The following is a 14,295-nucleotide window of genomic DNA, read 5'->3' on the forward strand; positions in this document are numbered from 1 at the left end:
CAGTAGCTTCCGCCAGGATCAAACGGATTTACACATCTAATGTTGTAAATCAGTATCAATCTAAGCAGATTTTGTAGTAATTTACACACTGTTTTTATATTGTCTAGTAAATAAGAAGTATTTATTAGAAAAGTACAAAAAATTTCTTTTAAACTTAAAAAAAATTTAGCAGTTTTTCACAATACATTATTTGCGGATGTATTGCACCACACAACCAAACTTTCAAACATAGTTATGTTTTCAAAGTTTTAGTTGTCTACACTTTGCGTTTAACATACATCAAACTAAATCACTACTTAATTTTAAGTAGCTTTACTTTAGCTTTCAATATTATAAATGTTTCGTTATAATATAATAAGAAATATTATTGCTACACTTGGAAAAAACATTCAATCATAACAAAACATACTTAATGTTCTTGTTCATGTGTCTCGCTTTTTGTAGCACATACTATTCTCACAACATCTACCATAACAATATAATTAGAAAATATTGCATAAATTATTAATTGAAAGTACATAAAAAAGTAGTATTATTATAACTTAAAAAACAAAAATATTTAATAAAAAATTTAACTAACAACTCACCCTAGAAAAAAATAATACAAAAAAGCTGTTTGATATGAAATGTATAAAATCTATTAAAAAAAATGCAAATGATATACGAAAAATTCTACTTAAAAATAATCATATAAGTAGAGACTATAAACTAATGACAGATGAAAAATATGTATACATACCACTTATTGATGAATATGATGAAAATCTAATAGATTCAATAAAAACACAATATTCATTTGAAGTTACAAATCATAACTTCACACAATCCCAACACAGAGCACGTAACTTTATAGACTATCTTGACAATAAAATAGATCCTGAAAAAATTAATGATATAGTAAAATCATTTGATATAATAGGAGATATAGTAGTTGTTGAAATACCTGATGATCTTGAAGATGAAAAATATAACATTGCAGAAGCAGTTCTTAAGTTTACAAAAAGACGAAGTGTATATGCAAAGAAAAGTAAGATACAGGGAATTATGAGAACACGTCAATTTGAATATCTTGCAGGTGAAGAAAATCTTGAAACTATACATAAAGAAAATGGTATAAGATTTAAACTTGATATATCAACTGTATATTTCAGTCCAAGACTTGCAACAGAAAGAGAAAGAATAGTAAGTCAAGTAGAAGATGGTGAGATAATAATTGACTTCTTTGCAGGTATAGGATCATTTCCTATAAATATTGCACATAAAAAGAATGCAACAATATATAGTGTAGATATAAATCCTGAAGCATACAAGTATACAAAAGAAAATATCAAACTTAACAAACTTAAAGGTGAAGTAATACCAATAAATTCAGATATTAATAAGGTAATAGATACTCTTCCAAAAGCAGATCGTATACTAATGAATCTACCAGGAACATCAAAAGACTTCCTTGATGTAGCAGTAAATCATCTAAAAAAGGGTGGAATACTAAACTACTATGAATTTGCAGCAGACTATGAAACACCAATAAATAGAGTTAAAAAAATAGCACATCCACGTGAAATTGAAGTTATAAATAAAAGAAAAGTAAAATCACAAAGTCCTGGAATATGGCATATGGCTGTGGATATAAAAATAAATTAAAAGTATTTAAAAATAAAAAAAAGTAAAGAGGATTAGATGTATTAGAATGGTTTTTTAATACCTTCCTCTGTAATAATCCCCGTAATAAGATCTGATTCTACAATATCAAATGCTGGATTTGAAACTTCTGTATTTTCATTAGCAATAAATTTATCATTAATACATAAAACCTCATTTTTATCTCTTTGTTCTATTGTTGTATCAAAGATATTATTTTCAAAGTCAAATGTACTAATTGGTGCTGCAACATAAAATGGTATATCATAACGATTAGCAGCAACTGCAACCATAAGAGATCCAATCTTATTTGCAACTCCACCTTCAGCTACACGATCTGCACCAATAACTACCTTGTCAACTTTTCCTTGTTGCATCATAAATCCTGCTGCTGAATCTACAATAAGTTGTACTGGAATATTTTCTTGTTGCATTTCAAATACACTTAATCTTCCACCCTGAAATAGTGGACGTGTCTCATCACATATTACACTGATATTTTTACCACTATTATGTGCTGTGCGAATAACACCAAGAGCAGTTCCATACCCTGCACATGCTAAAGCACCAGCATTACAATGTGTAAGAATTGTATCTCCATCATCAATTACTGTATTTCCATATTCTCCAATTTTTTCATTAACTTTTATATCATCATTATACATCTTATTTGCAGCATCAATTGCACTACATCCACTATCAACTGCTTTTAGTACTTCATCAACAGCCCAGAAAAGATTTATAGCAGTAGGTCTTGCCTGTTTTATTTTAACTGCAGCTTCATCTAAGTTAACATTATGACACTCTGCTAATGCCATAGCATATGCTGCTGCAACACCAATTGCTGGAGCTCCTCGTACTTTCATAGTCTTTATTGCATCTATTACATCTTCATATGTTAAACATTCACAATATTTTATATCCCTTGGTATTAATGTTTGATCTAGAAGATATAGTTTATTATCTTTCCAATATAATGTTTCAATCATAATAATCAATATAAAAAAATTTTATTTAAATAAAAAAGGGTTTTGGTGGTGAGTTTAAAGTACTACTCACTAGTAATGACTATTTGGTATCATCTCTAGTGAAAAGTCACTTTCTTTTTTTCCCGGTATTCCAAATGCATCTGCCCTACACTGGGTACATGCCCTAAATACTGGAAGATATTTTTCAACTTCTTCACGTACACAGCTAAGTTCTCCACATCCAGGCTTTTTAAGATCTGCAAACTTATTAAGTGGTATGAGTGGAAGAACATTCATCATAGATGCACCTTTATCTTTTACACAACGTGCAATATCAACTATGTGTTCATCATTAACACCTGGAATTAATACACTGTTAACTTTTACAATTACTCCAAGTTGTGTAATTTTTTCAATTCCTTTTAGTTGATTATCAAGAAGTAGTTGTGCACCTTCAACTCCATGATATACTTTTCCTTTATAGTTTATATCATCATATATCTTAGCACCAATAGTACTATCTACTGCATTTACTGTAACAGTTACTGTTTTAACTCCAGCATCTGCTATTTCTTGTGCATAGTCTGCAAGAAGAAGTCCATTAGTACTCATACATAAGATAAGATCTGGAAATTCATCCTTTATTTTATTGAAAAGCTTAAGTGTATCAGGATTACATAGTGAATCTCCAGGACCTGCAACACCAACAACACTTATAGGCATTGACTGTGTTGTTTTTCTAATATGTTCTAATGCTTCATCAACACTCATAATACATGAGGCAACACCTGGCCTGTTTTCTTTATCTGATATTTTTCTTGTACAAAAACCACACTGTATATTACATGCAGGTGCAATTGGTATATGTATACGTCCTACTTTATCATGTATTTTTTCATTAAAACATGGATGTGCTTGTGTAACATGTGCAAAATGTCTCATCTTTTTTTCATCATCTGACATGATTAATACATTCCTCCCTAGTTATAATAAAAGGGGAAAATATGTTTTTTTGGAGAAAAATATTCCCTTTACTTATTTCTCCAAAAAATATTAAATTGTTAGTACTTATTTATTTTCTATTTTTAACTTCATCTATTAGTTCATCAAATTTCTCATACCATGAATCATCAATGATCTGATCACTACACATAAGACATACCATATTTCCTTCACTAGCATTGTATGTTATACGGAATCCTTCTGGTACAATTCTGAAAAGTGCATCATATACTTTACGTTTAAGTTCTTCATGTGAATTTATAATCATTAATTCATCAGGATCAAAACTTGGATATGGAATCTCTATTTTATAACGACTAGGCTGTGATACATTACTACGTCCTTCAAGATCCCATAATACTCTAAGTAGATCTGGTGTATAGTCTTCTTTTTCAACTTTTATTTTTAATATATCTCCTTCAACTTTATATGAAGCCATATCTTTTAGATATATAGGAGCAGATGGAGGTGCAAGTTTTACAACTCCCATAAATAGTGCATCTCTAGGTTCAATAAATACTTTGATATCATCTATTGCTTTTGCAAGTTTAAGTTCTTGTAATGTATATCTTAGTATTGTATCATATGCCTGTGCACCTTGCTCATCGTAACATTCTACATACATAAGCTTAATACACTCCCTTTAGTTTTAGAATCTTTTACTGTCATCTATATCTGTATCTTTAAGTCCTGATACAAGAAGAGCTGATCCTACAGCACCAATAAATTGTGAATATTCAGGTACTATAATGTCCATTCCACCAAGTACATCTTGTACTGCATCTACAAGTCCACCAAGAAGTGATGTTCCACCTACTTGTATTAATGGTTCACGTACATCAATTTCCTGTAATTGTTGTTCATATACCTGTTCTGCTACAGAATGACATGCTGCACTTGCTGCATCTACATTTGATGCTCCACCTGCAAGTGTTGTTACAAGGTCTTGAATACCAAATACTATACAGTAACTTGCAAGTTCTGCATTTTTAGGATTTCCACGACGAGCAAGTTCTCCAAATTCAGAGATATCTACACCAAGACGTCCACTTGCCATATCAAGGAAACGACCACTAGCACCAGCACAGATACCTCCCATTGTGAAGTTATCAGGTATACCATTGTTTACTGTAATAACTTTGTTATCCATACCACCAATATCTAGTACTGTTGCTTCACCTTTCTGTGCTCCTGCAAGATATACAGCACCTTTACTATTTACTGATATTTCTTCTTGTATAAGTTTTGCACCTAATTCTTTTCCTATTGTTATACGACCATAACCTGTTGTACCTATTGCTTCTACATCATCAAGTGTATAGTCTGTTTCTGCAAATGCTTCATTCATAGCATCATGGGTACATCCCATAATATTTCCAGTTTTTACCCATCCTGTTCCTATAACTTCATCATTTTCCATAAGTGCAACTTTTGTTGTTGTTGAACCACTATCTATACCAAGAGTAAGTCCTTCTTGTTTTTCACGTGCAAGAACACTTTTTCTTGATACAATTGTTGTAAGTGCTTCCATACGAATAAATAATTCTGATGCTTTTGTATTTTCTGTAAATGAATATGTTACAACTGGAAGATCAGTATATTCCTGGATAAGACGACGTACTTCATTTCTTGCAATAGCAGCTTCTGCACATCTGAAACATGTACATATAAATACTGCATCTGCTTCATTTTTACCTTCAACTAGTGACATTGCACGTGCAATCATAAGCTTTAAACTTGAACTTGCACAGTTAAGTCCGAACTTTTCATATGCTTCATCAATTTCATCTAAGTTTACATCAGGAAGTACAATTTCTGCTCCAAACTTCTCTGCTGCTGTTTCAATTTCTTTTTGTACTCCACTGTATTCTGTTCCACAGGAAAGTTGTGCTATTTTTATTGCCATATACTTATTCCTCCTCTGATTCATTTAAACTTTCAAGAAATGTGTTAATTTTATATACCATTTCTATGGTTTCATCACGTGATGTTGGGAAGTCTAACTCTAAAATTGGTACATCTCTATGTCTCATTGAAAAGAGTGTTAATTCATTTGATCTTGCACAACCTACACATCCAAAGCCATATGGTGCATTTTGCATGATAATTGCTGCTTCTGCATTTTCAATAATAGGACCAAATATAGCCATACGTCCACGTACACCTGATGGTACTTCAATTGCTGCATACTTAAGTCCTTTTATTGGATCATCCTCTGTTATGTTAAATGGTGGTGCATCTATATCTGGACTTGTTACTCTTTGATGCATTTCTTTTTGAACAACTAATGCTTCATGTCCATTTCTTTCAACTAGATCAGCTAAGATCATTGAATTTGGTGGAAATACTGCAACTTTCATATTTTTTAAACCTCAATATTTTTTTTCTTATATAAATTCTCCTAAAATAAAATTCTCATAGTATTTCATATGAAAATCATAGGGTGGTGATTTTTATGCTTTTGTAATTTTATTTATTTCATCTTCTATAACATCCAAACTAACCCTGTCATCATAATGATACTTACGTCTGTCAACAACTGTTCCCATTGGCATATCTTCTACATTTTCTAGAAATTCATTTACATCATCTATAATTGATATTAGATCATCACGACATTCAGGATATGAAATTTCAAGTCTTGGAATTTTTTTCTCTTTAAGTATATGTACAATTAAGTCATATGAATTTGGACAACTAATGCAACTAAATAATATTAGCTCATTAAGTTTATCATACATTCCCGTTGCTCCTGTCTGATTTCTTGGATAATCAAGAATAATTGCAGCTTCAGCTTCACGTATTACATTCTCAAAGAGTGTTAATCTTCCCATTACACCAGATGGTGCCTCTGCTGGTAGAAATTTCATAGATTCAAGTAAGTTATATCCACCCATATTAAATGGTGGTTTTTCATAGTCAAAGTTTTTCTCATCACCCTCTTTCACTTCTCTTTTTTCAAGATCTGCCTGTGAAACTGATGATGCTGATAAGTATTCATGACCACTTTTATTTATTAAATTTACAATAAACATTGCAAAATCTGGCATTAAAGCTATTTTCATAATCCTCTAAGTTCCTCCTAAATTTTATTTAATAATTATCTAATGAACTTATATATTGATTATTAAATATGCTATTTTCATAAATTTAATTTTAATATTCATGAAAACTTAACAGTTTATATAAATTAACTTTGAACTTTCCATATTGATACAAATTTTAATCAAATTTAAGATTAAATCTTGACTCACTTTTTTGTTCTTCTTTTTTTGGTGTTATTTCATCTACAACATCTGCAAATTCTTTAACAGATACTCTTTTCTTTGGTGTAATATCAACATGTTTTGGATGTTCAAGAGCATATGATACATCTGCAAGCATTTCATATTCAGCTTCAAGTTGATGGAATCCTTCACGTGCACCTTTCCTTTTTGCTCTACAACGTCTTGGATCACCAACTGGAAATCCTCTGTTTTTTATGAAAATATGTGTTTCATCAAGTTTACGTGCATGTTCTGCTGCAACTTTAACATCTTTTGCTGTACCATTAATATGTGCCCCATAACATGTAAGTCTTACATTAATTGGTAATTCAAGCATGTGAATGTGTGTTACAAGCTCTTTTGTACTTACTTTACATCCAGGTCCAAGTACTACCATTCTATTTATTTTATCCATTTCATTAGATAGACGATATGATCCATCTCCCATTGGAATACGACAAAATCTATTATCTATACTGCTATCTTTCTTTGACATATACTGTATCTCCATCTTTAAAGTTTTTCATATTGTCAAATCCACCAACAATTCTTCCTATAACATTTGTTCCATCAAATGATTCTCCTGTAGGTCCAAAGTCTGAATTATCTGTAAATCTTATACCAATGTTTCCAACTTGTTTACATGCAGTGTTACTTACACAGATATCCCATGCATTTACTTTACCATCTGGTAGTTTTTCTGGAATTAATCCTTTAGCTTCACGTCTTACTGCTTTAAACATTACAAGCTGCATCTCTTTAATTGCCATGTTAACTTGTAGATGTCCAATATCTCCATCAAGTAGTCCTGTAATTTTTCTGAAATACCATACAGAACTTGGACTTTCATCTTCATATAACTCAATTTCTACAAAGTCACCTTTTGGAACACCAAGAGTTTTAATTTTATTTTGTTTTGCAACATCTACAGTATATTGTGGATCTTGTGCAACAATTACAGCATCATCATCTGTAAGTCCATCACGTGTATGTTTAATTGATCTGTCTCCAAGATATTCTCCAGCATCTTTTTGTGTAAGACCAATTGTTGAGATTTTAGCAGGCTGTGTTATGGTTGTGATTTTGTCACCTTTTTGTGCAATATCAAGAAGTTCCATACCCTGTGTTACATAACCTATTTCATTATGTGTTGGTACAAGAATTCTGCTTTCACGGTAGATATATACACGTCCTACACCATGTCCCTGATTTCTTAGTGTTACACATCCTCTGTTTCTTTTTGCTGGAAGTTCTGTGTCTTTTTCAAGTCCTTTAAGTGCATCGTTTTGTATGAATGTTTCAGCTTCATAGTCAACATGGAATGTTCCATCACTTATTATTTTAAGGAAGTGTTCAAAAGACATTGGTGCATCATCATTTGCTGTTACTTCCATGTATGTGTATAGTTCATTGCCTTGTTCTAGTTTTGTTGACAAATCACTTACCTGTGTTGAGTTTGTAACAGTTTTTCTTTCAAGAACCATTTCAATATTTACTACTTTATCAGTATTTTTTAGTTTTTTAATAGTTCTTTTTCCACCCACAACTTTTGCAAGAATACCTTTATTTTCATCAGGAACTCCATAGATTGCTTCATGTTTATCTTTTGAAAATATTATATGAGTACTTTCATTTGAAAATGCTGATAAACTTACAATTACATCCCATTTATCGTATAAATACTCATTATTTGAAGGTTCTAAATCTGATACTATAGAACCAATTGCTGCTTCTTTAGATGAAGTCCATCGTATTGATGTATCTATAAATTTTTCATAATTTGCCTTCCAAAAGTCTGCTAATTTTCCTGCATTGTCATCTAATTCTATAATAATACTACCTTGTGTGGTTGTAATTTTATATTTATTTACATGACCTTCAAGTTCTTGCCTTCCTTTAATTAGGGCAATTGCAGATCCTGGAACATATGGGGCATTAGAAGCATTTATAGCATCTTCAATAGTTGAATCAGCATCCACATCTATTTCAACATTATTGATTTTAACTTGCATTTCTTTCGCCTCAAAAAAAAGTTTGGTAAAATGTATATAGTATAGTTTCTATATGATTTCCATCCTTCTTTTATGTAATTAAATAAATCTTTTTTTCTACAATAAAAATGTTTTATATATTTATTAAAATTTTTATTCTATGATGTTTATTTATAGTAATTATCTTATTAATATGTTATAATTTAATAGAAAAAAATATGGTAAAAAAATAGCTAATTATTAAAAAAAAATTGAAGGGGAAGAATAATAAGAAGTGTGAATTCTATTTACCACTAAATCCCATTATTATATCACTACTAAAGTCAAATACTGTTTTTTTCTCATTTTCATGTTGTAGTGTTAGTTTTGGTTCCTCTGTTACACTTCCTACACATGCAGCATTTATATGTGTTTTTTCAAGCATACTTATTGTTTCATCTGTATTTTCAGGATCTAGTGTCATTACAAATGCACTTCCTGGATACATTTTAAGCCAGCTTATCCAATCTACATCGTCAGGTTTTGGTATCATGTCAAGATCTATTGCTGCTCCCATCTCTGATGCTTCAAGCAGCATACCTAATGTTCCTACAGCACCTGGATTACTTATATCTTTTGCAGCATGTACTAGGTGTTTTTTTCCAATGGTATTCATTACCTTTATCTGATCTTGTACATATTTTGGTGTTTTATCACTTGTTGAATCCCAGTTTATCTCTGTTCCTGGATAAATACTTCCATCAAGATCTATTGCTATGATTACATCATCACCTGCTTGTGCATTTGAACTTGGTATTACACTATCTTTATCTACAATTCCACTTATTGCAACATCTAGTGCATCATATGGTGTGTCAGGATGTGTATGTCCTCCTACCATTGGTACTCCAAATTTCTTTACACCTTCTTTTATTCCATCCATAATTTCATCTACTGTATCTGGATTTGATGATGATAATACATTTGTCATTCCAACAGGTAGTCCTCCCATTGCTGCTATATCATTTACATTTACAAGTACTGAACAGTATCCTGCCCACCATGGATTAAGATTCATTAATGCTCCCCATATTCCATCTGTTGCAAGTAGCATTAGTTGATTGTTTCCTATATTTATTGCTGCTGCATCATCTCCAAATGCTAGATGTACATCTCCTGATATATTAAATACATCATCAAGTTTTTTTTGAACATCTGCTATTGAATGTTTACGTGTTACTCCCTTAAATGTTCTTATTGATTCTACAATTTCATTAAAGTCTGTTATAATTACTCCCCCAGTATTGTATTATTTAAAAATATTTTTTCTCCTTTTTATGATATATTTAGGTTTTTATTTATTGTAGTATAAAAAGTATGATTTAGTTTCATATTAATAAAAAAAAATTTTTCATAGTTTTGTTTCATTTTCAAATTTAAATTCATATTCTATATCTGATTTATTAATTATTTCTATGATGTTATCTTTTAGTTGATCTATTGAATTTATATTTACTGAATTTTTCATATTAAATATCTTTTCATGTATAACTTTTCCTATTTTATCATCATGTCCTGGTGTTAGTTGTATTATTGTTGATTTTTCATGTTTAAATCCTTCAACTACTACACGGTCAAGATCTCCATCTGTTATTCCTATTATTGGTATGTTAAATCTATATACTATATCTGATGTTAGTAGTGTTGTATCATCACCTATACATACAATTACATCAGCATCACGATATTTATATACATCTTCTGCTGCATGGTCAAGATAGATTGCATATAGCTCTTCATTTTCCTGGTGTTTAAGTACTCTTGGTGTTATGTTATCATTACGTCTTAGAAGTCCTGTTTTTATGATTGCACTTTTAAGATCAACACTTCCTAACTTTTCAAGTCCGTGTTGTTTTATAACTCCTCCTTGCATGTCAACAATTTCATCATCTTTTGCAATAATTATAAGTTCATCTGCTGTAACTTGTCCTATTATTGTACCGTTTAACATGATGTTTTCACCAATATTAACACCTGCTACTTTTCTTTTTATAATATTTTCATCTGTAATATATCCTGTTTCATCAACTACCTGATTTTCTACATCTTCGGCATCTGTTATTGGAAGTTTAAGATCACAACTTACACTTTCTATAAGTTCATTATCTGTATTTTTATTCCATTTTATTATTATTCCATCATCTTTATCTGGTCTTTCAATTTGAATAAGATTTACATTAAAATCTATATGTGATAATACCTTATATCCAAATGTATGTCCTGTAAGTGTTGATTTTCCAGAATTTAGTAGAAATACTACATCTGAGTTTTCTGCAAGTATTTTTATTGACTCACTTGGAAGAAGCTTATCTTCTATATTTATTATATCTTCAAGATTTGCATCAATAACTGCTGTTCTTCCCATTGTTCCACCAAGACGTGATGTTACATTTCCATAATTTTCTAGTATTTTAATTATTTTAAGTGCATATCCTGAATCTATAATTCCAGGTCCATGTACAACTACTCCAATTTCTAGCATCATAAATTAATCTATTCTCCTAATATCTTTTTAGTAGTTACTTCGTCCACCAACACGTTTTTGTATAATTGGTGATCCACAAATTTCACATACTTCATCTTTACTATCTGCAGGATACTGTTTTCTACAGCCTTTACATACTCTTTTCCATTTTATTGTCTTTTTTATTCCCTGTGTATTTACAGATTTAAATCTGAGACCTAATAGTTTTAATGCATTTTGCATGGAATAGTCATCTGTTACTGTTGTTGTATCATATCCCATATTTTTATATTTAAGTGATATTGCAACAATTTCCTTATCAGTATCAGATAGTCTTAGAAAATCTCCACTTCTAACAAGAGACTCTTTTATTGATTCATAGTCTTTTTTTGTTATATCTTCAATTGTTATAAATCCCTTTGCTATACAATCTTCAAGTCGTATCTGTGTTTGCATATCTTTTATTTCTGCTACTGTTTTTGATGTCATGATGTTAGGATGTGATTTTGAATAAAATCCATTAATTATTCCTGATGCATCTAGAATAAAAATTTTTTCACTAATAAGAAACACTCCCCCATTTTTTCTATTATTATTTTTTTTATATTTTGATAAAATTTTAATTTTTACTATTATTATGTTCTAGTTTTATGTTGTTTTATTTTTATCTAAAATTTAATAAAACAGTTTTAAATTATAATAAAATGTATTTGTTATAAAAAACATAAATATTAATAATTAAATGAATACTTAACATTCTATTTTATCATCAACTAAATATGAAGATAAAAACTTGTTAAAAGAAGTATTCTTAATTTAAATTAGAAGATTTTTATAATTTATAGGAATTGATTAAAGATGCGCTTAAATAAAATTATAGGAAAAGAAGTGTTAAATGAAAAAGGATCTGTAGTAGGAAAAGTTACAGATATAGAAATTGACACAGCTTCAAATAGAATAGAAAACATTGTTATATCACCCAAAAATAAGGAAAAAGGATTAACAGCATCTTTTATGAAACCAAAAGGTGAAGTTTTAATTCCATATGAAAATATTAAAAAAATTGGTGATATGATAATTCTTAAAAAGCCAATTAGTGAAATTGAAGAAATTATTGAAGAAATTCAAAATCTATAATTAAAAACTAATAACATACTACAAAAAATTGGGGGATTAATTTAGAATGAATGATTATAAAAACAAGTTAATGCAATTACTTAAAGAAAATGAAGTTATTAAATTTGGTGATTTTACACTTTCATCTGGAAAGAAAAGTAACTACTATGTTGACATGAAAAAGGCAATAACAGAACCTGAAATTCTTAGTTGTGTTGCACATATGATAACTGATGAAATTAAAGATTCAGACATTGATAAAATTGCAGGTCCTGCTCTTGGAGCTGTACCTATTGCTACTGCAACATCACTTATATCTGGAAAACCTATGCTTATGATTAGAAAAGAAAAAAAATCATATGGTACAAGTAAACAGATTGAAGGTGAACTTAACTGTGATGATAATGTAATTATTGTTGAAGATGTTACAACAACAGGTGGATCACTTCTTAAAGCTATTGATGTAATAGAAGATAATGGTGGAAAGATTGTTGAAGCATATGTGATTGTTGACAGACAAGAAGGTGCTGTTGATACATTCAATGAACGTGGAATTATATTTAAGCCTTTAATTAAAATAGATGAATTTAAAGCTTTTCTTGATGAAAACTAGAGGTTTAGAGCTTGAAGTTTCTATTAAATCATAATAAGGTTTATATAGAAATATAATAAAAAATATTTAACATGATAAAAATTATTAGTATTTAAACTTTACTAATAATCATAAATAAGATAATTATTATTATTTTATTTTTGGGACTAATCAAATTAGTACAAAAAAATATAGAAAAAAAGAATATGGTGATAAAATGAATGTAAAAGAATTACTTGGAATTAAAATTATAGACAAAAACGGTAAAGAAGTAGCTAAAGTTGCAGATTTAAGATTTGATGTTAAAACATACAACATCTCAGCAATATATGGATCAGCAGGAAACCCAATTAGTAAAAAATACTACGAAGTAGATCCAGCATCAATCATTGCAATGGGAGAATACTTATTAATTAGTCAAACAATTGAAGAATTAGAAGAAACAGTAGTTACAAAAATCCCAACAGAAGATGGAACATCAACAATAAACCAAGGTCTTGAAAAAACAGTTATTGACAAAGAAGGTAACATTGCAGGTAAAATTACAAACATAGAAATTGAAAAAGATCCATTTGCAGTAACAGGAATTATCGTAGAAAAAGCTGGCGGATCATTCGGAAAACCTAAAGCAAAATACAGCATAAACAAAGAAGACATCACAACAAACGGTGACTATGTAATATTAAACAAAGTTATCGAAGAACCAAAAGAAGAAGAAGCAGAAGAAGCAGATGCAGAAGCTGATGAAGAATAGATTCATAATCTATTCCCATAATCCCCATTTTTTATATTAAAAATTCTATTTTTTCTAAAAAGAAATATTTTCTTATAATTTATTTGATATTAATTTTTTAAGTTCATCAAGATTTTTTTCTATGAATTTTTTTGAATTTTTATCTGCAAGTATTTTATATTGTTTTATATTTGATTTTTTATATGCTTCATCCATAAGTTGTTGTATTTCATCTACATTCATGTTAAATACTTTTTTTATTAATGATTTCTGATTATCATTAAGTCCACTTGCAACTAGTAATATTTTTGTTTTAAATTTTGCAACTACATCTGCTGTTGTTTTTATCATTACTTTTAATACCATTGTTGGTGCTTTTGAAAATATAAATTCATATTTTTTAATATCCTCATATGTTATTTTATCATTATCATCTGCCATTATCTATTCACTCCTATTTTATTTTTTAATTTTCTATATTTA

At 29.6% G+C, this 14,295-nt stretch carries 16 protein-coding genes; 4 read left to right on the top strand and 12 right to left on the bottom strand.

Annotated elements, in window-relative coordinates:
- Positions 1 to 621 precede the first annotated feature (621 nt).
- Entirely contained in the window at positions 622 to 1,644 is a 1,023-nt protein-coding gene (locus MRZ80_RS03365) for a class I SAM-dependent methyltransferase family protein (RefSeq protein ID WP_292536171.1), read from the top strand.
- Between the two features lie 41 nt (positions 1,645 to 1,685).
- Here the strand turns inward: MRZ80_RS03365 and mtnA are convergent, their stop codons facing one another.
- From mtnA to MRZ80_RS03420, 11 genes are all read right to left on the bottom strand, one after another.
- Positions 1,686 to 2,627: an S-methyl-5-thioribose-1-phosphate isomerase gene (mtnA, locus tag MRZ80_RS03370; protein ID WP_292536917.1), complete on the bottom strand. Its 942-nt coding sequence runs from the start codon at positions 2,625 to 2,627 to the stop codon at positions 1,686 to 1,688.
- Between the two features lie 72 nt (positions 2,628 to 2,699).
- Positions 2,700 to 3,572, bottom strand: coding sequence for a radical SAM protein (locus MRZ80_RS03375; RefSeq protein ID WP_292536172.1), 873 nt, complete (start codon positions 3,570 to 3,572; stop codon positions 2,700 to 2,702).
- A 109-nt stretch (positions 3,573 to 3,681) separates the two neighbouring features.
- Positions 3,682 to 4,236: a methanogenesis marker 17 protein gene (locus MRZ80_RS03380; protein WP_292536173.1), complete on the bottom strand. Its 555-nt coding sequence runs from the start codon at positions 4,234 to 4,236 to the stop codon at positions 3,682 to 3,684.
- Between the two features lie 24 nt (positions 4,237 to 4,260).
- Positions 4,261 to 5,517 (bottom strand): methanogenesis marker 15 protein, encoded by a 1,257-nt coding sequence (locus MRZ80_RS03385; RefSeq protein ID WP_292536174.1) that lies wholly within the window; start codon positions 5,515 to 5,517, stop codon positions 4,261 to 4,263.
- Between the two features lie 4 nt (positions 5,518 to 5,521).
- Positions 5,522 to 5,971 (bottom strand): methanogenesis marker 5 protein, encoded by a 450-nt coding sequence (locus MRZ80_RS03390; RefSeq protein WP_292536176.1) that lies wholly within the window; start codon positions 5,969 to 5,971, stop codon positions 5,522 to 5,524.
- A gap of 93 nt (positions 5,972 to 6,064) precedes the next feature.
- Positions 6,065 to 6,676 carry a DUF2112 family protein gene (locus tag MRZ80_RS03395; protein WP_292536178.1) on the bottom strand — a complete coding sequence of 204 codons (612 nt, stop codon included), beginning with the start codon at positions 6,674 to 6,676 and terminating at the stop codon, positions 6,065 to 6,067.
- 157 nt (positions 6,677 to 6,833) lie between these two features.
- Positions 6,834 to 7,373 carry a methanogenesis marker 6 protein gene (locus MRZ80_RS03400; RefSeq protein WP_292536180.1) on the bottom strand — a complete coding sequence of 180 codons (540 nt, stop codon included), beginning with the start codon at positions 7,371 to 7,373 and terminating at the stop codon, positions 6,834 to 6,836.
- On the bottom strand, positions 7,357 to 8,889 hold the full coding sequence (locus MRZ80_RS03405) for a methanogenesis marker 3 protein (protein WP_292536182.1): 1,533 nt from the start codon (positions 8,887 to 8,889) through the stop codon (positions 7,357 to 7,359). Before MRZ80_RS03405 ends, MRZ80_RS03400 begins: the two co-directional genes overlap by 17 nt.
- A 262-nt stretch (positions 8,890 to 9,151) precedes the next feature.
- Complete coding sequence (locus MRZ80_RS03410; RefSeq protein WP_292536920.1) at positions 9,152 to 10,138, bottom strand: methanogenesis marker 2 protein; 987 nt, start codon at positions 10,136 to 10,138, stop codon at positions 9,152 to 9,154.
- A 120-nt stretch (positions 10,139 to 10,258) separates the two neighbouring features.
- Positions 10,259 to 11,392, bottom strand: a complete 1,134-nt coding sequence (locus MRZ80_RS03415) for a DUF2117 domain-containing protein (RefSeq protein ID WP_292536184.1) — start codon at positions 11,390 to 11,392, stop codon at positions 10,259 to 10,261.
- A gap of 27 nt (positions 11,393 to 11,419) precedes the next feature.
- Entirely contained in the window at positions 11,420 to 11,944 is a 525-nt protein-coding gene (locus MRZ80_RS03420) for a ribonuclease VapC (RefSeq protein WP_292536186.1), read from the bottom strand.
- A gap of 285 nt (positions 11,945 to 12,229) precedes the next feature.
- Here MRZ80_RS03420 and MRZ80_RS03425 point away from each other — a divergent pair, with 285 nt between their 5' ends.
- From MRZ80_RS03425 to MRZ80_RS03435, 3 genes are all read left to right on the top strand, one after another.
- Positions 12,230 to 12,508, top strand: a complete 279-nt coding sequence (locus MRZ80_RS03425; protein WP_292536188.1) for a PRC-barrel domain-containing protein — start codon at positions 12,230 to 12,232, stop codon at positions 12,506 to 12,508.
- Positions 12,509 to 12,554: 46 nt separating this feature from the next.
- Positions 12,555 to 13,100 carry an orotate phosphoribosyltransferase gene (gene pyrE / locus MRZ80_RS03430; protein WP_292536190.1) on the top strand — a complete coding sequence of 182 codons (546 nt, stop codon included), beginning with the start codon at positions 12,555 to 12,557 and terminating at the stop codon, positions 13,098 to 13,100.
- A 196-nt stretch (positions 13,101 to 13,296) separates the two neighbouring features.
- Positions 13,297 to 13,833: a hypothetical protein gene (locus MRZ80_RS03435; RefSeq protein WP_292536191.1), complete on the top strand. Its 537-nt coding sequence runs from the start codon at positions 13,297 to 13,299 to the stop codon at positions 13,831 to 13,833.
- A gap of 72 nt (positions 13,834 to 13,905) precedes the next feature.
- Here the strand turns inward: MRZ80_RS03435 and MRZ80_RS03440 are convergent, their stop codons facing one another.
- Positions 13,906 to 14,253, bottom strand: a complete 348-nt coding sequence (locus tag MRZ80_RS03440; protein WP_292536193.1) for a hypothetical protein — start codon at positions 14,251 to 14,253, stop codon at positions 13,906 to 13,908.
- Between the last annotated feature and the right edge of the window lie 42 nt (positions 14,254 to 14,295).

Source organism: Methanosphaera sp., from assembly GCF_022768985.1.
Lineage (GTDB): Archaea > Methanobacteriota > Methanobacteria > Methanobacteriales > Methanobacteriaceae > Methanosphaera.